This window comes from Cytophagales bacterium (assembly GCA_033344775.1).
Classification (GTDB): Bacteria; Bacteroidota; Bacteroidia; order Cytophagales; family Cyclobacteriaceae; genus JAWPMT01.
Genome location: JAWPMT010000005.1, coordinates 164,610 through 187,002, shown reverse-complemented (window position 1 = coordinate 187,002; position 22,393 = coordinate 164,610). Strand labels below are relative to the sequence as shown.

Here is a 22,393-nt window from a genome sequence, read left to right as displayed (position 1 = left end):
TATCGACAGAATACGAAGAATTGATCCATGCTTTGATGCTTGATGAGTTTTTTAATCAAAAAAATCGAATTACTGTATCATCAATGGAAGGCCCGCATTATCTCAATAACTCGACCAATCTTGCCGATAATGCTTTGTTGTAAATACGAATATCATCGATATCTCCTGAATAGAAGGTCGTGCCAGCCGCATCATTTCCTAGCTTATTTATTGATCCCACTACGAAAGGAATATTATTATCTAGATCCATGCCCTGTGGAATTGTCATAGAGGCTTCCAGTTCACTGTCCACATATAATTTCATTTCATTGTCAGATTTAACACAGGCGATTGTATACCATCTGTTGGTCTGAACGCCGGATGATTTCAAGGTAAAGTATCCCTCTGATTCGGATCCAATTACAAATCGAAACACGTTATCTCCATTGTCTTCTTCCTGAGCAAATAATGAATACCCCGCCCTGGCAGGAGTACCGAAAATGGTATTTCCTTTACTGATTATTTGAGCACCTCGCGTATTTGTGCCTGACTTTAATCCGAAGAACTCACCAACCTTGGCATGCACGACAATCGAAAAGTCATCGCTTCCTACATCAAGGACATCCCCCATATCAATGTTGTCGTCGAGTCCGTCAAAAAAATAAGCGGCGTTCGCAACCAAAGACCGGTCATCAGTCAGAGCAGCGCCATTTACAGTCCCGCTGATGGTGCCAATTCTGTCATTCGCATCTCCTTTAAAATCGAAGAAAGCGATCAGATTATTGGTCAGTGGGTCAAGAATATTAAAAGTAAAAACAGCATAGCCAAAGTCTAAGGCATCACCGAAGGAGGAAGAGAGTACTTCAGGTGATATTGTTGTTTCATTTGAGAAAGTAATGTCGAAACTAATGGGGAGTGGATCGTTCACAAACGCTGCAAGTTCTGATCCCTCTTTTGGCGTCAAATAGATGACATTGTTCTCATCGTCCAATACCGAAAATTCTTCTAATTGATAGGATCCAATTTCCATTTGGATATTTTCAGAGAGGTATCCATCACCTAAGCTATAAATTTCTATCTTTTGGTTGTTAAAAATCAAATTACCGTCAGAATCACTCGCTGAAAAGAGGATAAAAGCTGGATTTGCATCATTGGCAACGCGTCCGGAAGAAGGGCTAACGTTGTTGAAAGAAATGGTAAGTGTTCCGGTAGGTGCATCAGTTTCCTGGATAAAACATGATGAAACCACAAATGCCATTACCACGAATAGCATATTTTGAAATTTAAAACCGCGCAGAAGATTAATCATGTTGTTGTGTTTTATGCCTCCAATAATTCAATAAATGTTCTGATTGAAGATGCTTCAGGAAAATACGAATCTAATACTTTGTGAGTTTTTACAGAAATGTCTTGCTGTCAATAATTCGAATCCGGCATTTTTCAGAACCATGCATAAATCACTTCAAAATACACTTAATTTTACAGGGCACTAACAGGAAGTATATACTTGCAGACCAACCATAAAAAAGTACTGATCATTACCTACTATTGGCCTCCAAGTGGCGGGGTAGGGGTGCAACGCTGGATGCATTTTTCTTCTAACCTTAAGCAATTAGGCTGGGAACCGATTATATACACACCATCCAATCCACAATTCGACATAAAGGATGATGCGTTGTTGGATCTGATAGCAGACATTCGGGTGATCAAGCAGCCGATTTGGGAGCCATTTTCCGTCTTCCATCGATTGACGGGGAAAAAGAACAAAGACAAAGTACAACAGGGACTGGTGTTGGAAAAGTCCAGTAAAAGTTGGCTTGATCACTTATTCGTATGGATCAGAGGGAATTTGTTTGTGCCCGATCCGCGTGTGTTTTGGGTCCGTCCTTCAGTGAAATTTTTGAAACAACTGATCAGGGAAGAAAACATTACTCATTGCATCACGACCAGCCCACCTCATAGTATGCATTTGATTGGTCTCAGGCTTAAAAAGATCTTCCCTGCTTTGAAGTGGATGCCAGACCTGCGAGACGCCTGGTCAGGATGGGATATTCTGCCCAAATTGTATGTGTCGGCACCGGTCTTATCTGTTCATAAACGGCTGGAAAGAAAAGTATTAGAAGGCTGTGATCGCGTGTTAACTGTGGGTAAGGGATATGCGGCAGAATTTCAATCTAAGACAAAGCAACCTGTCACCATCGAAGTGATCAGGAATGGTATGCCAGCGCGTCATCCAGAAACGAATACTTCACCTGATCTTGATCATTTCACCATCGGATATTTCGGCTTACTCAATGAATTGCGAGACCCTGATTTCTTATGGGACATGTTGAGCAAGTTTTGCAGCGAAGATGAAAGTTTTGCGGAAAAATTACGACTCAGGATAGGAGGCATAGTGAGTGAGACCGTCAAAACCCGGTTGTTGGAAGATGAATACCTTGGAAAAAGGACGACTTTTCTGGGTTATTTGAAGCATGAGGAGGTTTTTCAGGAATACAATAAATGTGATTTGCTGCTTTTACTCCAAAATAAAAGTGACAATGCGCAGTGGGTATTGCCTGTGAAATTCTTTGAATACCTTTCTGCGAAACATCCCATTCTGTGTATAGCGCCGGATAAGGGAGAACTAGCTGAGATCATTCTGGGCCATGAGATTGGGGAGGTTCATTCGAGTGAAAGCCCAAAGGAAATGGGCCAATTCATTCAATCGGTTTATGCTGGTGATTATGTGATTAATGAAGCTCATTTCGAACAGCTATTAAAAGATAACTCCCGTGATCAGCAGGCGAAAGATCTTGCGGCTATTCTAGAGCGGCTTTAGGCTTGTAATTGCCCGATAGTGTACTCCTTGAAAGCTGTCTTGATCTTATTTGTAAAATGTCCAGTTTTCGAAAACTTTTGGTCATCAACGAATGTGACGGGCATCACTTCTTTGAGCGTACTGGTTAGGAAAATTTCATCGGCATCCAATAAGTCGTTAATGCGAAGTGTGCCAACTTCTACAGGTAAGATGTCTTCGGCAATTTTGAGAACGTGCTTCCTGGTTACGCCATGCAAGATATTATCTGCGGCAGTGATGAGTTGGCCATCTCTGATCACATAGACATTACTTCTGGAGGCTTCAGAAACCTGACCATTCAGATGATACAGGACTTCTCCTGCTTTTGCTGCGACCCTCTTGCGATGCAGTGCATAGGAATTCAGGTAATTCAATGATTTCACCTTAGGAAGCTCGCGCAAATACTCATGCGTGATCATTCCGGTTTCAGTAGGAAGTTGGTCGGGGTTAATGGGTTTGTTAATGATGTAAAAGAATGGCTCAAACAAGGTGTCGGAAGTATCCGGGCCATCACCCATCAATACCAGTTTATAGGTGCTGAACTCGAACTGGTTTCTGACTTGCAATTCGGTAACTGCCGCTTCAATCTCTGTGATACTGATCTCATGAGTAAGGTTAAGGAATTTTTGAGATTGATCGAAACGATCCAGGTAATCTCGCATGAACCTTGGCCGTCCCTGGTCCGCACGGAAATGATCAAAAATACCGTAAGCACGTTGAAAACCAGTTTGTGTCAGGGGCAAAACGGCCTGTTCTTCCTGTACAAATTCACCATTGACATAAAACCACCTGGACATTAGTGATAACCTATTTCTTTGGTAAGTTCAATTTGGCTCTTCATGAAATGTCCGGTACCAAATGCCACTTCTTTGCCTCTTTCATCTGCCAGAGACGCATGTGCGATGAACAAGTTGCGAGACTGGAATTGCAATTTACCAGTGGCAGTAAGTTTACCGCCGGTAACCGGACGCATCAAATTGGTATTGAAATTGGTCGTGAGTACAAATCGATCCGTCACTACCGAGTTCACTGCGAAAAAGGCCGAATCATCTAATAATTTGAAATAGACTGACCCATGGATGGCACCCAAAGCGTGGAAATACTTTTCCTGAATGTTAAGCGAAACCACCGCTTGCTTATTACTGATCTCAATGGCAGTGGTTTCATACATTTCCTGCTGAATGTTGCTCTGCAGGTACATGCGCTCCAGCTTTCGGTAGTGATCTTCGATCATGCTTCGCTCATCTCAAACTTCTCAGCGGCAGCTCCTTTGAAGGATTCCCGAGGCTTGAGATTAAGGGTCTGGAACATTTCCTTGTCCTGATTGACTTCAGGATTAGGAGTTGTTAACAGTTCGTCTCCTGCGAAGATTGAGTTGGCACCAGCCAGGAAGCATAATGCTTGCTCTTCCACATTCATTCGAACCCGCCCAGCAGAAAGTCTCACTTGCGCTTTAGGCATGATGATACGAGCTGTGGCGATCATTCTGACCATGTCCCAAACGGAAACTTTAGGTTGCTCTTCCAGTGGTGTACCAGGTACGGGTACCAACGCATTTACCGGTACGGATTCCGGGTGCTCAGGAAGATTAGCAAGCGTTTGCAGCATGCCCACACGGTCCATTACTGTTTCTCCCATGCCAATGATCCCACCGGAACAAACAGAGATATTCGCTTTTCTTACGTTTGTCAACGTGTCCAGGCGATTATCATAGGTTCGGGTCGTGATGATTTCTTCATAGTGCTCCTCACTGGTGTCCAGATTGTGATTATAGGCATACAAACCAGCATCTTTCAGCTTTTGCGCCTGATCTTCAGTGAGCATGCCTAAAGTACAGCATACTTCCATGCCCATGTCATTCACGCCTTTCACCATATCGATCACCTTGTCGAAATCCCGGTTGTCTCTCACCTCTCTCCAGGCAGCACCCATACAGAAGCGGGTAGATCCATTGTCTTTGGCATTCTGGGCTTTTTCTAACACCACATCTACATCCAGTAGCTTGTGGACCTTTACATCAGTATGGTACCTTGCCGCTTGCGGGCAATAGGCACAATCTTCTGGACAACCACCGGTTTTTACAGACAACAGCGTGCAGACTTGTACTTCGCTAGGGTCATTGTTCGCGCGATGAACAGTAGCAGCGTCATAGATCAGGTCCATCAAAGGACGATCGTAGATGGCTTGAATTTCTTCTTTGGTCCAGTCGTGTCTTATTTGCATGTTAGTTCTTGGGTTTTTCTTGGGTTTCCAATTCGACTAGTTTTTGCTTGATTTCCCGAATATCTTCCAGGATCTCTCTCAGCACCGGATTGGACGAAGCATGATTCCTGATCTCTTCTTCGCGCAAACCTAACTTAGAATCGAAGAATCCCAATATCAATGAAAAAATAATGAACAGGAAAAACAGGATGGGAATGGAAATAAGACTGTACTCAAAGATGAGATCACCGGTAGGTGTTCCTTTGAACCGGTCCAGAAAGACCAGTCCGATCATCAGGAATTGTGCATAGCCAATGTACATCCTGGCCCGGTCCACGTATACTTTCCAGCGGATTAGACTCTTTTTGTTCAATCTAATCGCCATAGGTCTTAGTGAATTTCCAGGTTCATAGGCATCCTGGCCTGAATCCCTTGAAGTTCTTGTAAGGTTTCGATCTCTTTCATGTACGGCTGCAACATGCCATAATCAGGTTGGAATATCTTCAGACGAACATCAGAGCCTAGTTTTTCGATCAATTCTTCAAAGTAAGGTTTTTGTTCCGGGTAGTACCGGACGCTGTAATCATCGGAAATACCCGCGGCTGATGCAGCAATTTCAATGGCATCGTTAAAGCTACCCAGTACGTCTACCAGATCATGTGCCAGTGCCTGTTCACCAGTCCACACGCGACCGCCACCTAATTCGTCAATTCTTTCTTTGGTCAATCCTCGACCTTCCGCAGCCTTGCTTATGAATGTTTCATACCCGCGATCTACACCTCTTTGAATGATCGCTCTTTCCTGTGGTGTCATCGATCGGGTCACAGTGATCAGATCGGAGTATTCGCCTGTGGATACAACATCGTGGGTGATACCAAGCTTATTCTCCAGAAAATCTCCAAAATTGAAGAGCATGCTGAATATACCAATAGATCCGGTAATGGTATTTGGCTGTGCTACGATGGTATCGCAAGGCATGGAGATGTAATATCCTCCGGATGCCGCATAGGTTCCCATAGAAGCGATCACGGGCTTTACTTTTTTGGCTTCCATTACTTCATGCCAGATGATGTCCGATGCCGTAATGCTTCCTCCAGGAGAATTTACACGCAGCACAATCGCTTTGATGGCGTCATTGTCACGTGCTTTTCTGATCTCTCTGGCGATTTTATCACCGACAATGCTTGTGTTGGGGTCTCCGGCCATCACGATATTGCCTTCGGTCATGATTACCGCCACTTTGTTTCTGGAGTATTCGGAACTGACTGTCTTATGGTAGGTTTTGTAGGAAATGAAGTTGATGTCATCGATCTCATCTACCCCCAATTCGTCAACAATAAGGTTGAGTAATTCATCCTTGTAGGCAATTTTTGAAACCAATCCGTATGCTTCCGCATCTTCAGGAACCTGAACCATCATCTGGTCCTGGACTTCTTTGACTTTTTCGAATGTTTGATCAGTTGATTCGGCTACACCATTCAGGTAGAAGTCGTTGATGTTGTTCAAAAGTTCTGAAAGCTGGTATTCGTTTTCCTTGCTCAGGTCTTTGCGGATATAAGGTTCAATGGCACTCTTATATTCTCCAACCCGGAATATCTCAGGTTCGATATCCAGTTTCTCAAACATGCCCTGATAGAACGTAACATTCGCACTCAGGCCATTGAATTCTATGCTGCCCTGAGAGTTCAGAAACAATTGATCTGCGACAGATGCGATGTAGTAATCGCCTTCGGTCATGAACTCGCCATAGGCCATGATGAACTTACCGGAGCTCTTGAAGTCAATCAAGGCATCTCTGATCTCCTGCATGGAGGCATATCCTCCGGATAAGAAAGAAGGTTGCAAATAGATACCTTCAATTTTTGGATCATCCTTAGCACTTGCTATGGATTGTATGATCTCTAATAATCCATGACTACTGACTGTATTGCCAGGCAAAAGGTCTTCAAATGGATCTTCATAAGCACGTTCCAATAATACGCCGCTAAGTTTCAAAGCAAGCACCGATTGGTCCTTCACTTCAGGGACAGGATCTTCCGATGCTGCGCCAATGATGAAAATCAATAGAAAGAAACCAATGAATGTAAATAGGAATAAGCCGATGATGGTGGCCAATAAACTTCGAAAGAATGAAAGCATGCTACTAAATCTCAGAAGTACGAATACTTCTCGTTGTTAATTTTCGCAAAACTAATGCGGACATCCTATTGGCACTTGGCTTTCAAATGTAATTTTACGAACGGATGGTCGTCTCCAACTCAATATTGACCGATTCATTCGTTCTGGCTATGATATCAACCAATAATTCATTCATATCGCAAGCTAACGTGGACAAATAATGACTGGCATTTTTTTACTACTTGGAACGAATCTGGGTGACCGACACAAAAACTTGATAAGAGCCAAACAGCTTTTACTGGAAGCTGGAATTGACGTTCTTGCCAGTTCTTCCATTTATGAGACACAACCCTGGGGTAAAGAAGATCAGCCTTGGTTTCTCAATGTGTTACTGGAAGTACGAACCTCTTTTACGCCTGAAGTCCTATTACTCAAGTGTCAGGACGTAGAGGAGGAGTTAGGAAGAACACGATTTGAAAAATGGGGCGAAAGGACCATCGACGTAGATATTCTCTATTATTTTGATCAGGTTGTAAACACCCGAAAGTTGACGATTCCACATCCTGAGATCCAAAACCGAAAATTCACCCTGCTTCCTTTGGTCGAATTGGCGGCTTTTGTCAACCATCCTGTATTGAATCAGAGTCACATGGCCTTGCTAGGGGCTTGTGAAGACCCTTTGGAAGTAAAGAAAACCAAGCTTACTTTGGGCTGATGGAATGGCAGGAAATTCTCATGCTGATCGCTGCCGGTCTTTTTGCTGGTGTCATTAATACCCTTGCTGGTGGTGGATCTTTGATTACTATGCCATTATTGATCTTTATGGGATTGCCTCCCGTTGAGGCCAATGCTTCAAATAGGATAGCACTTTTTGTTCAAAACATATTTGCAGTACAGGGTTTTCGCAGCAAAGGCGTTTTTCTGTTTCCTTACTCACTCTGGGTAGCTATCTCTGCAGCAATAGGAGCAATACTCGGTGCAAAAATTGCCGTCGATATTAGTGGTGAGCTGTTTAGAAGGATTTTGGCGGTTGTCATGGTGATGGTGATGGTATTGACCCTTCTTAAGCCCTATTTAACTAAGAAATTTGACATAGAAGACTTTTCTAAAGGTAGAGTAGCCTTATCTGTTTTCCTTTTCTTTTTTGTAGGTATTTATGGCGGTTTCATCCAGGCTGGAGTAGGCTTTTTAGTCATAGCGGTACTCACCAATGTCCATGGGTTGGGCATGGCCAAAACGAACAGTATTAAAGTATTTGTGATTTTGATCTATTCTGTTTTTGCCATCATCGTCTTTTATTTGGAAGGTAAGATCCGTTGGGAATATGGACTGATCCTGGCCATAGGCAATGCTACGGGAGGTTGGGTGGCCAGTCGCTGGTCTGTTGGAAAAGACGATAAATGGATCCGAATGTTCCTAATCATTACCGTTGTAGCTTTGGCGATCAAACTTTGGTTCTTTTAGAATAACTGCTTTATATGACCATTGAGGAATCCCGGGCGATGTTCCCGATTTTGAAGGATTACACCTATTTCAACACAGCCAGATTTTGTGCGGTACCCACTACCGTAGCAACGCTTCAGCAAAGGTATTTGCAGAGCCTTTCCCTCCACGGTTCCTGGGAGTTCAGCGAATGGTCTGAAAAATATGAGCTTACACGTCAATTGTCTGCGGACATGATGGGTTCGACTGCTGATCAGGTATTCTTTATTCCCAATGTGTCAACCGGGATCAACCTTTCTAGTTTGTATTTACCCAAGGGTCGTAAGGTCGTGTTGTTGGATAAGGACTTTCCTTCAGTCGTGTTGCCTTGGCGCTCACATGGGTTTGAAATAGAAAGCTGTGACTACAAGGCGGCCAACCTGTATGAAGAACTGGAGGCTATACTTTCTCAGGGAAACAAAATATTGTGCATGAGTTGGGTCCAGTCGGCGGACGGGTTTGAAATTGACCTGGATCGTATTTATGACTTGTGCAAAAGACATGATGCTATTTTGGTGTTGGATGGTACGCAGGGATTCGGCGCCATTCCTTTCAAGGTTGACCCGGACCTGTCGATGGTATTTCTGACCAGTGCTTTCAAATGGCTACTTGCCGGATATGGCGTGGCTTTGGGCTACGTTTCTGAAGACCTAATGCCACATTTCAAGGCTTTTCAGGGTTGGAACAGCATTGATTTTGGGACAGGACATGCGAAAACAGGTGCTGCTTCGCTGGAAGTAGGAAATGCCATGTTTTTCAACGTTCTGTCGTTGTACGAAGGGCTTTCACTCATCAACGAAGTGGGTATGGAGGTCATCTATAAGAAAAATACGACGTATCGGACTTCTTTGATCAATGCCCTTCAGAATGCTGGACATACGGTGGACCTGGCCGAAGGGACGCGTTCTACCATTTTTCGTGTAGAAGTGCCTGATGGGAAATACGAGGAATTAGCTGCTGCCAAAGTTCAGACCTCTAAACAAAGAGGTAAATTGCGTCTTTCGCCACATTTCTATAACAATGAAGCTGATATTGATCGCTTGATCGCGGCTTTGAATTAGTAGCATGGGGATTGTCATCAGACAGGCTTTTTGGGTTTCGTTTTTAACCTATTTCGGAGTAGCCCTTGGGTACATCAATACCTTTGTTTTGTTCCCTACTTTTCTGAGCATTGATCAGATCGGTCTGATCCGATTGATCCAGACCAATGGCATGTTCCTGGTTCCAATCGCTTCCTTAGGGATGCCTCGTACCCTGGTTAAATATCACCCACAATTTGGGGAAGATCAGGAGTTGAAGAGTACTTATTATATTTTTCAGACGACTCTGGTCATATTAGGAAACCTCATCTTGTTAGGATTGCTCATGGCCTTTCTGCCTTATGTGGAGGCTGCATTTGCAGAGAAGTCCGAAGCTTATCTGTCTTACATCTACGTCTCTTTCTTTATCTTGTTTTCACAAAGCCTATACGAGTATTTTGCTGCGTTTTACCGGGCGCACTATAATATTACCATTCCAAATTACTTCAAAGAAGTACACCTGCGTATGGTGATCGTTTTCCTGATCATCGGCTACGGCATGGGATACATCGATTTTGAGTGGCTGATTGCAGGCATATCGATCAATTACCTTTCTACGACCCTTTTTGTGGCCCTATTGGGTTACATCAAATACCCATTCAGGCTGGTTTTTAAGCCCGGTTTACTGACCAGGGAATGGTTGAAGGAAACCAGAGATTTTGGAGCATACGTGTTGTTCATGGGGATAGGCACCTCCCTTATTCTCAATTTGGGATCGGTATTGACTTCTACGTATCTCGGCCTGGAAGCCAATGGTATTTTTGTGACCTGTCTTTACCTGGCGACGATCATTGAAATGCCCAAACGCGCTACTTCTCAGATCACCTCACCGATTTACGCTAAGCTTTTTAGTGAAAATGACATGGCCGGAGTGAAGGACATGTATGTGCGTTCATCCCTGAACCTGTCTCTGCTCAGTTTTTTGATCTTCATCGGGATCATGACCAATCTGGAAGACCTGTTTATGCTGATCCCAAAAGGGGACATCTTTCGACAAGGATTTGAAGTGGTTGTCTGGATAGGAGCGGCGAAAGTGTTGTTGATGGTAGGAGGGACTGCAGGTGAAGTGCTGGTCTTTTCAGGATATCGAAATTACAACCTGCATATCTTGTGGGTGAGTGGCCTGATCATGATCATTTTGAATGTTACGCTCATACCAACGATGGGTATTAGTGGGGCTGCTATGGCAATGTTGCTGGTAGTTTTGCTGAGCGTGGTTTCCAGATACATCATTATTTTGAAGACTATGGGGCTTTCTCCCTGGTCGATCAACCACCTTAAAGCACTGATCATTGGATTAATCACATTTGCCCTGTTTTATTGGATACCCATTCCTTTCAACGCCTTTTGGAACATTGTGGTCCGATCCTTGGCTACTACGTTGGTTTTTGGTGGAGCAGTATTGTTTTTTGGGGCATCGGCTGAAGCAGAAGGTGTGGTAAAGATAGTTTTAAAGAAGGTCGGGTTAAATTAACAGCATGAGGGTTTTTGTTTTGTGTACTGGAAGGAACGGCTCTTTATCTCTATACAATGCTTGCCGGCATATGACCAATTACAGATGCGGGCATGAAACGCTTATGAAAGCGTTTGGCGCTGACCGTTTTGCTTTTGAGGATCAACACATAGAAATAGACAATCGCCTGAGTTGGTTCCTGGGAACCCTGGACAAATGCTTTGGCGATGAAGCGATCTATGTTCATTTACATCGGGATAAACAAAAAACAGCCACCAGTTTTACCAAAAGGTTTGGCTTTCCACGTAGCATCATTGATGCGTTTTCTGAAGGGATCAAGATCCATAGGGTATCAGAGCTGTCCGCTGAAGAAAAGCTACAAATGGCAGTGGATTACGTCGATACTATTACTGATAATATTGAGCTATTCCTCCGTGATAAATCCAGAAAAATGGATTTCCATATTGAGCAATTTGAGACTGATTTTCGAACATTTTGGGAGTTGATCGGGGCGGAAGGAGATTATGATCTCGCGGTGGCAGAATTTTCTAAAATCCACAATGCACACGGAGATCAGAAATTTGCCACAATCAGATTTAACCTGAACTCTTTCTTATTCAGGTTGAAGCGACTGTTTTCTAAATAAAGTGGTCATTTAATCTGCTTCGTATGCTTTAACAATCTGTTTGGAGAGCACTTTCCAGTTCAATTCGTTTTTGGTGGCCTGCGATGCGTTTTCTGAGAGCTGTTCGTACAACGCTTTATCCTGATACAACTTCAGGACTTGTGCTGCAAATCCTTTGCTGTCCTGTGCTTTGTGCACCAGTCCCGTGTTGAATTTCCGAACCAGGTTGGCTTGAGACGGGCAGTCGCTGACCACTATCGGTTTGCCAAATGCCATGTATTGAAACAGCTTATTGGCAAATGTGGTATCGTGATGTATGTTGCGATGAATGGGACAAATGCCAATGTCGGCGGCAAGAATGTAAGACTGGAACAGTTCAAAACTTTGCCAGCCTTTGAGGTCTACATGCGCTTCATGGCCTGATTCAGCCACCAGTTGCTTCCAGGTATCATCATAAGTACTATCACCAACGATCACTACCTTGAGATTTTTGATGGAGGGAACCAAAAGATCAAGCGCCTCGATGACGGTTTTCAATCCTCTGCGGTATCCAGTGTCACCGACGTAGAGCAAAGTGAAATGATCCTTGTACTGCGAAATAATCGTTTCATCACGGTGGAATTTCGTGTAAAAATCCTCGCGAATCGTGTTTGGAACCACATAGAACTTCTCAGGGGCTACCGGTATTTCTTCAACATAATAGTCTCTCGCTTCATCCGTGACTACCACGACTTTATCTGCTTCTTGAATGAACCGGTATTCATTTCGCTTCCAGGCCTTGGGACTGATCAGCCATTTGCCCATGCCAGAACTGACATGCTTGTAGTACCTCATGATCTCTGGTCGGTTCTCGTGCAGGTCAATGGTTACAGGAAGCTTGAATTGCTTATTGACTTCAAAAACGCCCTGAGCCACCTGCATGTCGTGAATGTGCAAGGCTTCCACTGCGTTGGTTTCGATGAAGGCGCGTAGTGAGCTGGCGAGTGTCCAATGATAAAAAGGAACGGTATAGGCGAGTGCCGATAACTTATAGGTCAATTTTCCAGGCTGAATTCTCCTGACATGAATGCCATTGATCTCTTCTTTTTGAGGCCAATCACCGGTAAAATCGAAACAAAATAGAAAAACCTCATGCCCAGCCTGGATCAGGGTTACTGCCTCGTTTTCTACTCGAGGGTCAGGTGGAAAAGACGCATCCAGAATCATTCCTATCCTCATAACCTCATATTTTGCTTACCAGACATAAGTTTTAAAGGGAGTGAATAATATTATCTCGAAAAATACTTGAAGATTGGGTTCAATAAATATCTTCGAGCAGCAAATCTGCATACGATTTGTTCAAAAAAGCGCAAGCATGAATATAAATACGCCACAACTGCGAAAAGAAGCCCTCACTCACGTTGCGATCATTGCATTTTTCTATGTCGTGATCCTGATCCTGTTTTATCCGGGCATCATTAATGGAGAGGTATTGAGTCAACACGATATTTCTCAGTGGCGAGGTACAGCCGAAGAAGCGATAGATTATCGTGAGAAAACCGGTGAAGAAGCCTTATGGACGAACTCTTTGTTTGGCGGGATGCCAGCCTACCTTATCTCTGTAAGATATGATTGGGATCTGACCATTTTTCTGACCAAGTTCTTGAGTCCTGGGCTCGGACGTCCTTTCAGCCTGGTCTTTCTAGGCTTTCTAAGCATGTATATCCTGTTGTTGACCTACCGGGTTAAACCACTGGTGGCAGCATTGGGGGCTTTGTTTTTTGGGTCCACCTCTTTCATCATCATCGGTCTAAGTGCGGGTCATACCGCGAAAGTGGCCGCAATAGCGATGATGCCGCTGGTCATTGCAGGGCTCAAGCTGGTCATGGATGGAAAACTGAAATGGGGCTTTTTATTGACGGCCATTGGATTAGCCCTCGAAATCAGGGTAAACCACCTACAGATCACCTACTATCTGGCGTTGATCGTATGGATCATGGGCAAGAGCTATCTGGCCATTGCAGCGATTGAAAAAGACCTCAGTTTCCTGACCAAAAAAGTTCCAGTTCTCCTATTTGCAGCACTATTGGGAGTCGCCGCAAATACCGGGCAATTGTGGACACTAATGGAATACAGCGAATACTCCACCCGAGGTAAGAATGAATACGTCAAGGATGGTGAAACCAAAAATTCAGGACTTGACAAAGATTATGCGTTTGAATTCAGTAATGCGCTTTTGGAACCTATGGTGATGTTCATTCCCAATTGGTATGGCGGATCTTCTTTTCAGGAGTTGGACGAAGATTCGGCATTGGGCACTGCATTAAGGAAGAATGGTGTTCCACGGCAACAAATCAATAGCTCCTTACAATCTGTGACCACTTATTGGGGTCCACAACGTCTTTCGGCACCTTATTATCTGGGCTCCATTGCCATATTCATGGTGGTGTTAGGCTTACTTACCTTGAAGCTAAGAGAGAAACTTTGGTTGGTGATCATTATTGCTTTCGGGATCATGTTAAGTTGGGGAGATACACTACAAGGCTTCAATTATTTCATGTTCGATTACTTTCCAGGTTATAATAAATTCCGGGCACCCACTTTTGCGATCATCATCAGTATGTTCGGATTGGTCCTTCTAGGGGCGCAAGGATTGAATGAAGTATTGACCAATACAACTCCTGAAAACAAAAAGAAACTGTTGTACGCAGCAGCCGGTACTGCCGGTTTTGCCATTCTTGCCGCGATTTTGGCAGGTATCGGTAGTTATCGAGGAGCCGTTGATGAGCAGCTGGCCCAACAAGTGCCTGACTGGTACATTGACGCTCTGAGGGAAGACCGGGCCAGTCTACTTCGCATGGATGCCCTAAGGTCTGCCTTTTTTGTCCTGGCTGCTTTTGGGGTCCTCTGGGCCATCACCAAAGAGAAAATAAGTATGAACATTGGCCTGATAGCAATCATTGGTCTGGCGACCTTGGATTGCCTCATGGTCGATAAACGCTACTTGAATGAAGATAACTTTGAGCGTGTTAGAAATGATGGATTGAGAAGTGCTTCCGCAGCGGACAATTTCATATTGAATGATAAAAGCGAAGGCTATCGCGTATTGAATCTTCTGAATCCTTTTAATGAAGGACATACTTCTCAATTCCACAGCTCGATAGGTGGCTATCACGGAGCGAAAATGGGGCGCTATCAGGAATTGATTGAGCACCAGATTGCATCCGAAATGAATGAGTTGATCCAGGGATTGCAGAGTGGTAGTCGCGACTTCAGTGATCTGGGTGTGCTCAATATGCTCAATACTAAATATTTCAAGTACAGTGATGAGGCCAATGGTGTGCTACCCAATAATGTGGCGAATGGCCCTGCATGGTTTGTCACCGATGTTGTATCAGCAACTACGGCCAATGAAGAAATGGACCAGTTAGGGGAGATCAATACCAAAACCACAGCCGTGGTAAATACAACAGATTTTCCGCTGATGAGTACTCAATTTAGCAATGGCCAAATTCGAGTACAGGAACATACACCAAAGAAGATCACCTATCAAACTTCCACTACTGGTGATGCTTTAGCGGTCTTTTCAGAGATCTATTACCCTAAAGGATGGGAGGCCACCATCGATGGTGAAAAAGTAGAAATTCTTAGAAGCAACTATGTATTGCGAGCATTACAGGTTCCGGCAGGGGAGCATGAGATTGTGTTGGAGTTCAAACCTCGGGCTTACTTGTTGGGTAGCAAAATGAATATGGCTGTAGCGCTAACATTCATTGCTCTCTTTCTGGTATTTCTATTCACCGATTACAGGAAGGAGGCAGCAGTTAATGCGTGAGTCCAACATGATAAGTGATTGTTTTACACTGAAATAACAGTGACTCCTGTACCAGGAAAGGAATTCATATTTGGGAGTCTCTCCACCACTTCCATTAATGAAATTGTATCGCCGATCAGTATCTCAGGTTTCAATTTGCCTGTTTTGATCATGTCAAATACCGCGGGGTAGCGATAGGATTGCATGCCATGACTGCCGTGGATACTCAACTCTTTAGCGATTACCAGATGCATCGGTATTGAAGGATTCAGATCATTGCCAGCCATGAGTCCGACCTGCACTTGTCGGCCCTGGGTTCGCAGATTGGCGATTGAATTATAACAGGTTTCCTGACTACCTAACGCATCAACCGATAAATGCGCACCGCCATTGGTCAGGGACTTGATGGCATCAATCAGGTCGGCGGTATTTTTGTCATTGAGTGTTGCACAGGCACCTACTTTCTCCGCCTCAGTTAATTTTTGGTCGTCAATGTCAATGGCGATGACTTGCGCACCCATCGTTGCTGCGATCATGATGGCCGAAAGTCCGACACCTCCACATCCGAAAACGGTAACCCATTCACCGCCTTTCACATTCCCAATATCCACGATCGCACGAAAAGCAGTGATGAATCGACAACCCAGACTGGCCGCTGTTTCATACGTCATTTCTTCAGGAAGGCGTACCAGGTTATGGTCCGCATAATCTATGGCAACGTATTGAGCAAAAGAGCCCCAGGCTGTGAATCCAGGTTGGAACTGCTGATGACATACTTGTTGGTTGCCACTCACGCAAGGTTCGCAATGGCCACATCCACTTACAAAAGGAACGGTGACCCGATCTCCCGGAGCCCATTTTTTGATGTCAGCACCCACTTCTACAACCTCCCCGGCAAATTCATGACCAGGTACATGAGGTAAGACAATGTCGGCATCATGGCCCATCCATCCGTGCCAGTCACTGCGACAGAGCCCGGTTGCTTTTACGTTTATGACCACTGATGCCGCTTTGGCTTCTGGATCTGGTAGATTTCCATAGGACAGTGCTCCTCCGAATGATTCGTAGCTGATGGCTTTCATAGGTTGCAAGATATGAGCTATTCGGATTTAACGCTGAACTGTAGCCGACCTTTCTAAGCTTATGTTAAACACCCTTGATCAGTGGATGTAAGAAATTTTCCTCGGAGATAATTGAGAAAATTACTCTTTTGCAACTAATTTGCAAGAATATAGGTTATTGCATCATGGCACGCTTCAGCGAGGTTAAAAAAATTCTTAAAAATCATAAGTTAAGAATCACCGATGGTCGAATAGACGTTCTGGAATTCTTTTTGCGTCAGGAAAAGGCTCTGTCTTTTAAAGACCTGGAAGAAGAGTTCAATGGGTATGATCGGGTAACGCTTTACCGGACACTCAATTCCTTTACCGAACAAGGGGTCCTTCACAAAATTCCCAGTGATAGTGGGTTTGCTACCTACGGCTTGTGCCATGATACCTGTGATTCCGGTGAACATCATCATGATCATATTCATTTCAAATGTGAAGAGTGTGGCACTACGGAATGCCTTGAGCAACACGTTCCGACTATCGTCGTTCCCGGATACCAAATAAAAGAAGCCAATCTCATCCTGAACGGAATTTGTAAATCCTGTGCCTAAAACCCTTTTCGTATGGGTGCTATTGTTGCTGATCAGCAATAGTGCTTTTTCCCAGTTGAATTGTGATTTTGTAGTGACGGGTGTTGTCATGGACATGGAATCCAAAGAGCCCATTCCATTTGCGACGATCCAACTGACCAGTGAGTCTCATAAAGGCAAGGAGAGCAATGTGCGGGGGACTACTACGGATATTGACGGTCGTTTCACCTTGAAAGGGTTGTGCGATGAGGAAATGGATCTGATTGTCTCGCATGTAGGGTACAAGCAAGTCGTGCATCACCATGATACTTACCATGCGAGTCCGAAAATCTTTCTCGCAGTAGATGACCAATTACTCGAAAGTGTAGTTGTGGAAGACGCTTATCAGGAAGAACTGAAATCTGTCGCTATCCAGAAGAAAGAATTGAGTCAGTTGGCTGTAGTAAATTCCTCAATTGGAGAACTGACAGAGGAAATGAGTGGCGTTTCTGTGCTGAAAACCGGCGCTAACATTTCGAAACCCATCATTCACGGCTTGCATTCTAATCGCGTATTGGTCATCAATGATGGTGTGAGACATGCTTTTCAGGTTTGGGGGCTTGAGCACGCCCCGGAAATCGATCCTTCCCATGTCGACCGGATCGAAATAGTAAAGGGCGCAGGCACCGTGAAATATGGCCCGGAAGCATTAGGCGGAGTAATCCTATACAATTCAAAAAGACCAGCTTTTGATAAGGACCTCAATGGTTCATTTGGTTATGCCTATCATACGAATGGACGCGCAGGAACGGGCAATTTCAATGTAGGACATGGAGCCCATCGATTTGCGTGGAATGTTGGAGGGTTTGGCATCTATCAGGGGGATTTGAAAACGCCAAATTACGACCTCACCAATACAGGAAGAAGAGAATATGGTGCTAGCTTCAATACGCTTTTGCATCAAAAATTCTTCGATCTGCAGGTATCAGGTAGTTATTTCAATCAGGAACTAGGCATATTGAGAGGTTCTATTGTAGGTAACCTGGATGACCTACAACGCGCCATCGATCGGGGAGAACCAAGTCCAACACTGGACCCATCGTATGATATCCAGAATCCCAAACAAGATACAGAACACGGTTTGATCAATACCAACCTGTCTTTTTTTCTGGGGGAACATGTCATCAACCTACAGTATGCATTTCAGCAAAATATAAGAAGAGAGTTTGATGTGCGTCGTGGAGAACTCAATGATCGTCCGGTAATTGATTTGGAATTGAAGTCTCAGACGGCTGAGATTGAATGGATTCAACCGGAACAAGGACGTTGGAACGGTAGCTCAGGAATTCAGCTATTCACTCAAAACAGCGTGAATGAGCCAGGGTCAAATCCAATCAATTTTGTTCCGGACTATGATGTCTTCAACGTAGGAGCATTTACGGTCCAGTCCCTGAATTTCGATAAGTCTGTCGTAGAATTAGGCGTTCGATTTGATTATCAAACCCTCAGTGTTGCGGATACTATCCGGGATGTAGCCGTTTATGCGAATGAAGTCGATTTCTCGAATGCCACCTTTACCCTTGGGTTTCGACATGAACTTAATCGGAATTGGTCCTTATTTTCTAACATCGGCTCTGCCTGGCGTCCGCCAAATGTGTCTGAATTGTATTCCTTCGGTTATCATTTTTCGAGGATTCAGTTCGGCCTTTGGCGATATCAAATTACCCCGAGACCGGATAGAGACCCACCTTTTAGTATTGCAACTCCTTTGAATGGAGTTTTTGATGAAACAGATCGAGAAGTGCCCTCCGAGAAAAGCTACAAATGGGTGTCTGGTCTGGAATGGAAAAGTGAAAAGATCAATGCGGAATTTGTCTTTTATGTCAATTTGATCAATGATTACATCTTCTTAAGGCCATTTGGCGTGACGACCAATGTCGCAGGTACTTTTCCATATTTTTTGTACGATCAGACCAATGCACGGTTCATCGGGAGTGATTGGGACATTCGCTACAAGCACACTCCATACTGGACGTCTGAACTAAAGCTTTCCTACGTCCGGGCTACTGAATTAGAGAATAATCAACCGTTCATAGAAATCCCCCCTTTCAATGCAAACTACTCGATTGACTACCTAAGGGGTAGGTGGGGTGCGGGACTCAGCTTCAATTATTCCGCTCGGCAGTGGAATGCACCTCCCGTAATCCAACCAACAGATTTCCAACAAAATGACGTATTTGTCGATCCGAATCAGATCTTTGATTTTATGGCGGCACCGGATGATTTTCTGCTTTTAGGTGCTAAAATGAGTTATCAGCCAGGTGATTTTACAGTGGAAATAAAGGCCAATAATGTGCTGAACACAGCTTATCGTGTCTATACTGACCGTTTACGCTATTTTTCCGAATCTCCCGGCAGGAACATTACAATCTCTATCGGCTATAAATTTTAATTGCACCTTTGTTGCGAAATAAAATCAGATGTAGGTTTATTGCGAAGATTAAATAAATGCAATAGTATTGCAATTGGAAAATCATGATACGCTAACAAGAACATGAAAAACATTAAATCATTATTTTATTTATTCATAGTACTGGGGCTGGCTTTTGTAGTAAGCTGTACAGAAGATGATCCTGCGCCAATGGGCGGGGGCGAGGAAGAAGAGGAAGAAATCACCAGGGTGGCATTAACGTTCACTCCTGATAATGGGGAGGATGCCATTACTGCCACGTGGTTTGATGAAGATGGTGAAGGTTCCGGGTCTCCAGTGATTGATGAAATTGAATTGGAAGAAGGTGTGACTTATACCATGACCATGACCCTCACCAATACTTTGGGAACGGAGGATGAAGATATCACCGCAGAAATCCAGGCGGAAGACGCGGACCATATGTTCTTTTTTGCCTTTACCGATGGCTTTTTCTCTTCTCCCGAAGGAGATGGAAACATTGATAATCGCGCAGATGCCATTAATTACAACGATACGGATGCAAATGGATTGCCTGTAGGGCTTTCTACCACCTGGACTGCCGGAGATCACTCAGAGACAGAAGGCGAATTCAGAATCATTTTGAAGCACCAACCTGAATTGAAAACTGAAGCCTCTGATATCTCAGTAGGTGGAACGGATGTAGACATTACTTTCCCATTGCACATTGAAGAGGAAGGACATGGTCACAATGATGACGAAGAAGAAATCAATGAAGTGGTTTTGACTTTCACTCCTGATAATGGAGAAGATGCGATCACTGCTACCTGGTTTGATGAAGACGGTGCAGGTGTAGGAACACCAACGATTGATGAGATTGAGCTTGAAGAAGGTGTGACATATGAAATGACCCTTACGCTGACCAATACTTTGGGCATGGAGCCGGAGGACATTACCGCTGAAATTGAAACTGAAGGGGCAGAGCATCAATTCTTCTACGCATTCACCGAAGGATACTTCTCAGATCCTGAAGGCGATGGAAACATCGATAATAGCGCTGATCCATTGAACTACGGAGATGAGGATGAAAATGGCTTGCCAGTAGGATTGTCCACCTCATGGACTGCTGGAGATCATTCAGAAATGGAAGGAGAGTTCCGAATTGTCTTGAAACACCAGCCTGATGAGAAAACGGCCACTTCTGATGCAACTATAGGTGGAACGGACATTGACATCACGTTCCCTTTGCACATCGAAGAAGAAGGACACGGTCACAATGATGAAGAGGAAGTAATTAATGAGGTAGTGTTGACTTTCACTCCAGCAGGTGGTGGCGATGCTATCGAGGTAAAATGGTTTGATGAAGATGGTGAGGGAGTAGGAAACCCTACCATTGATGATATCAACTTAACTGCAGGAACAACCTATGAAATGTCGATCACTTTGGCCAATACATTAGGAACGGAGATCGAGAATATAACAGAAGAAATTGAAGAAGAAGCTGATGAGCACATGTTCTTCTTTGAGTTCACTGCGGACATTTTCTCAGATCCGACAGGAGATGGTAATATAGACAACAGAGACGATGCTCTCAATTACAATGATGAAGACACTAACGGATTGCCAATAGGCTTGTCCACCAACTGGACTGCAGGTTCTGCTACTTCAGAGGCAGGCAAGTTCAGAGTGGTACTAAAACATCAGCCTGATTTAAAAACGGCTACTTCCACCGTAGAGGATGGAGGGACGGATATTGATATTGAATTTAATATTTCAATACAATAAACTAGGTTAATTGCTTAAAGGGCCATCTTTCGATGGCCCTTTTTGTTTATAGACACTTTTAGCAATTGCCTATGCCAGCTTTCGCTGAGTACACCATTTACGTAATATTATTGTTAATTAACGTCATATAGTTGCTTTGCAACTGTAAATGCAATACAATTGCATGTATAGCTTAGTGTTCAGTAAAGCATACTTTAAAGGTTGATTTTATTTTAAAGTATTCAAATACTAGGTTAGTGTGGAAGCCATCTCTGTCGGGATGGCTTCTATTGTATTGACGGTCAGTCAATCTCAAACTTCAAATACCTGAACATAGTGGATCAAGCAGTTTTTGGATTTTCATACCAAACTCAGATCGTTTCGCAACTCTGGTCTGAACCCGACTTAGTTTAAGCTTCAGTTGACAGTTGTTTCCTAATACTGCTCAAAAATTCTTTGGTGATACCGAGATACGAAGCAATGACGTACTGTGGAACGCGTTGTACAATTTCCGGGTAGGATTTTAAGAAGAGTACATACCGCTCTTTTGCGGACATGGAGTGATTTCGGACAATCCTCAGGGACATGTTACCATAAGCTTTTTGAACCACCAGTCTGAAGTACCGTTCTAGCTTGGGAACTTCGTCAAAGAGGGCTTCCTGATCGGAATAAGCAATCTGAATGACCGTGGTTTGGTCGAGACATTGGATATGGAAGTCTGCAGGTAATTGATTGCTGAAGCTACAAATATCTCCGATCCACCAATCCTCAATGCCCATGGCTACCACATGCATATTACCATCAGTATCGGTATAAAACGTTTTGGTGCTTCCTGAGGTAATGAAGTATTGATGTCGACTCACATCACCAGCTTGTTGTACAAACTGGCCTTTCAGAAAGGTGCGGAGCTTTAGTCTGGAAGTGATGATTGATTCCTCTTCTGAAGTAAGTTTTACCCGTTGATTAATGTGTTCCAGGAGTGGTTGAAATTCCATGAGCAAATATTCAATCTT

General features: G+C 43.9%; 19 protein-coding genes. 10 read left to right on the top strand and 9 right to left on the bottom strand.

Annotation, left to right across the window (positions count from 1 at the left end; translation table 11 throughout):
- Positions 1-97: 97 nt before the first annotated feature.
- Positions 98-1,288: a LamG domain-containing protein gene (locus R8G66_18715; protein ID MDW3194416.1), complete on the bottom strand. Its 1,191-nt coding sequence runs from the start codon at positions 1,286-1,288 to the stop codon at positions 98-100.
- A 198-nt stretch (positions 1,289-1,486) separates the two neighbouring features.
- Between R8G66_18715 and R8G66_18710 the strand changes: the two genes are divergently transcribed.
- Entirely contained in the window at positions 1,487-2,800 is a 1,314-nt protein-coding gene (locus R8G66_18710; protein ID MDW3194415.1) for a glycosyl transferase, read from the top strand.
- On the opposite strand, the gene R8G66_18705 is transcribed toward R8G66_18710, so the two are convergent.
- From R8G66_18705 to sppA, 5 genes are read right to left on the bottom strand one after another with little or no spacing between them, the layout of a single operon-like run.
- The gene (locus R8G66_18705) at positions 2,797-3,615 is read right to left on the bottom strand and encodes an aminotransferase class IV (protein ID MDW3194414.1); all 819 of its coding nucleotides are present in this window, start codon (positions 3,613-3,615) and stop codon (positions 2,797-2,799) included. The genes R8G66_18710 and R8G66_18705 overlap by 4 nt on opposite strands.
- Positions 3,615-4,052, bottom strand: a complete 438-nt coding sequence (locus R8G66_18700; protein ID MDW3194413.1) for a PaaI family thioesterase — start codon at positions 4,050-4,052, stop codon at positions 3,615-3,617. Before R8G66_18700 ends, R8G66_18705 begins: the two co-directional genes overlap by 1 nt.
- Positions 4,049-5,041, bottom strand: coding sequence for a biotin synthase BioB (gene bioB, locus R8G66_18695; GenBank protein MDW3194412.1), 993 nt, complete (start codon positions 5,039-5,041; stop codon positions 4,049-4,051). Before bioB ends, R8G66_18700 begins: the two co-directional genes overlap by 4 nt.
- Position 5,042: 1 nt before the next feature.
- Positions 5,043-5,405 (bottom strand): hypothetical protein, encoded by a 363-nt coding sequence (locus R8G66_18690; GenBank protein ID MDW3194411.1) that lies wholly within the window; start codon positions 5,403-5,405, stop codon positions 5,043-5,045.
- A gap of 5 nt (positions 5,406-5,410) precedes the next feature.
- Positions 5,411-7,159 (bottom strand): signal peptide peptidase SppA, encoded by a 1,749-nt coding sequence (gene sppA / locus R8G66_18685; protein MDW3194410.1) that lies wholly within the window; start codon positions 7,157-7,159, stop codon positions 5,411-5,413.
- Positions 7,160-7,358: 199 nt separating this feature from the next.
- Here sppA and folK point away from each other — a divergent pair, with 199 nt between their 5' ends.
- The 5 genes from folK (at position 7,359) to R8G66_18660 (ending at position 11,798) form a co-directional block, all read left to right on the top strand.
- Complete coding sequence (gene folK, locus R8G66_18680) at positions 7,359-7,853, top strand: 2-amino-4-hydroxy-6-hydroxymethyldihydropteridine diphosphokinase (protein ID MDW3194409.1); 495 nt, start codon at positions 7,359-7,361, stop codon at positions 7,851-7,853.
- On the top strand, positions 7,853-8,602 hold the full coding sequence (locus R8G66_18675) for a sulfite exporter TauE/SafE family protein (GenBank protein MDW3194408.1): 750 nt from the start codon (positions 7,853-7,855) through the stop codon (positions 8,600-8,602). The genes folK and R8G66_18675 overlap by 1 nt, the downstream gene beginning before the upstream one ends.
- 14 nt (positions 8,603-8,616) lie before the next feature.
- A complete protein-coding gene (locus R8G66_18670) occupies positions 8,617-9,681 on the top strand; it encodes an aminotransferase class V-fold PLP-dependent enzyme (protein ID MDW3194407.1) in 1,065 nt (354 codons plus the stop codon).
- A gap of 4 nt (positions 9,682-9,685) precedes the next feature.
- The gene (locus tag R8G66_18665; GenBank protein MDW3194406.1) at positions 9,686-11,173 is read left to right on the top strand and encodes an oligosaccharide flippase family protein; all 1,488 of its coding nucleotides are present in this window, start codon (positions 9,686-9,688) and stop codon (positions 11,171-11,173) included.
- A gap of 70 nt (positions 11,174-11,243) precedes the next feature.
- Positions 11,244-11,798 (top strand): hypothetical protein, encoded by a 555-nt coding sequence (locus R8G66_18660; GenBank protein MDW3194405.1) that lies wholly within the window; start codon positions 11,244-11,246, stop codon positions 11,796-11,798.
- Positions 11,799-11,807: 9 nt separating this feature from the next.
- On the opposite strand, the gene R8G66_18655 is transcribed toward R8G66_18660, so the two are convergent.
- Complete coding sequence (locus R8G66_18655; GenBank protein ID MDW3194404.1) at positions 11,808-12,995, bottom strand: glycosyltransferase family 4 protein; 1,188 nt, start codon at positions 12,993-12,995, stop codon at positions 11,808-11,810.
- A gap of 136 nt (positions 12,996-13,131) precedes the next feature.
- On the opposite strand from R8G66_18655, the gene R8G66_18650 reads away from it, so the two are divergent.
- Positions 13,132-15,591, top strand: a complete 2,460-nt coding sequence (locus R8G66_18650) for a YfhO family protein (protein MDW3194403.1) — start codon at positions 13,132-13,134, stop codon at positions 15,589-15,591.
- 23 nt (positions 15,592-15,614) lie between these two features.
- Here R8G66_18650 and R8G66_18645 read toward each other — a convergent pair whose 3' ends face one another.
- Entirely contained in the window at positions 15,615-16,652 is a 1,038-nt protein-coding gene (locus R8G66_18645) for a zinc-dependent alcohol dehydrogenase family protein (protein ID MDW3194402.1), read from the bottom strand.
- 164 nt (positions 16,653-16,816) lie between these two features.
- On the opposite strand from R8G66_18645, the gene R8G66_18640 reads away from it, so the two are divergent.
- The 3 genes from R8G66_18640 to R8G66_18630 all read left to right on the top strand — a co-directional run bounded on the left by R8G66_18640 (position 16,817) and on the right by R8G66_18630 (position 21,401).
- The gene (locus R8G66_18640) at positions 16,817-17,230 is read left to right on the top strand and encodes a Fur family transcriptional regulator (GenBank protein MDW3194401.1); all 414 of its coding nucleotides are present in this window, start codon (positions 16,817-16,819) and stop codon (positions 17,228-17,230) included.
- A gap of 73 nt (positions 17,231-17,303) precedes the next feature.
- Positions 17,304-19,640 (top strand): TonB-dependent receptor, encoded by a 2,337-nt coding sequence (locus tag R8G66_18635; protein MDW3194400.1) that lies wholly within the window; start codon positions 17,304-17,306, stop codon positions 19,638-19,640.
- Between the two features lie 102 nt (positions 19,641-19,742).
- The gene (locus R8G66_18630; GenBank protein ID MDW3194399.1) at positions 19,743-21,401 is read left to right on the top strand and encodes a hypothetical protein; all 1,659 of its coding nucleotides are present in this window, start codon (positions 19,743-19,745) and stop codon (positions 21,399-21,401) included.
- A gap of 389 nt (positions 21,402-21,790) precedes the next feature.
- Here the strand turns inward: R8G66_18630 and R8G66_18625 are convergent, their stop codons facing one another.
- The gene (locus tag R8G66_18625; GenBank protein ID MDW3194398.1) at positions 21,791-22,375 is read right to left on the bottom strand and encodes a Crp/Fnr family transcriptional regulator; all 585 of its coding nucleotides are present in this window, start codon (positions 22,373-22,375) and stop codon (positions 21,791-21,793) included.
- Between the last annotated feature and the right edge of the window lie 18 nt (positions 22,376-22,393).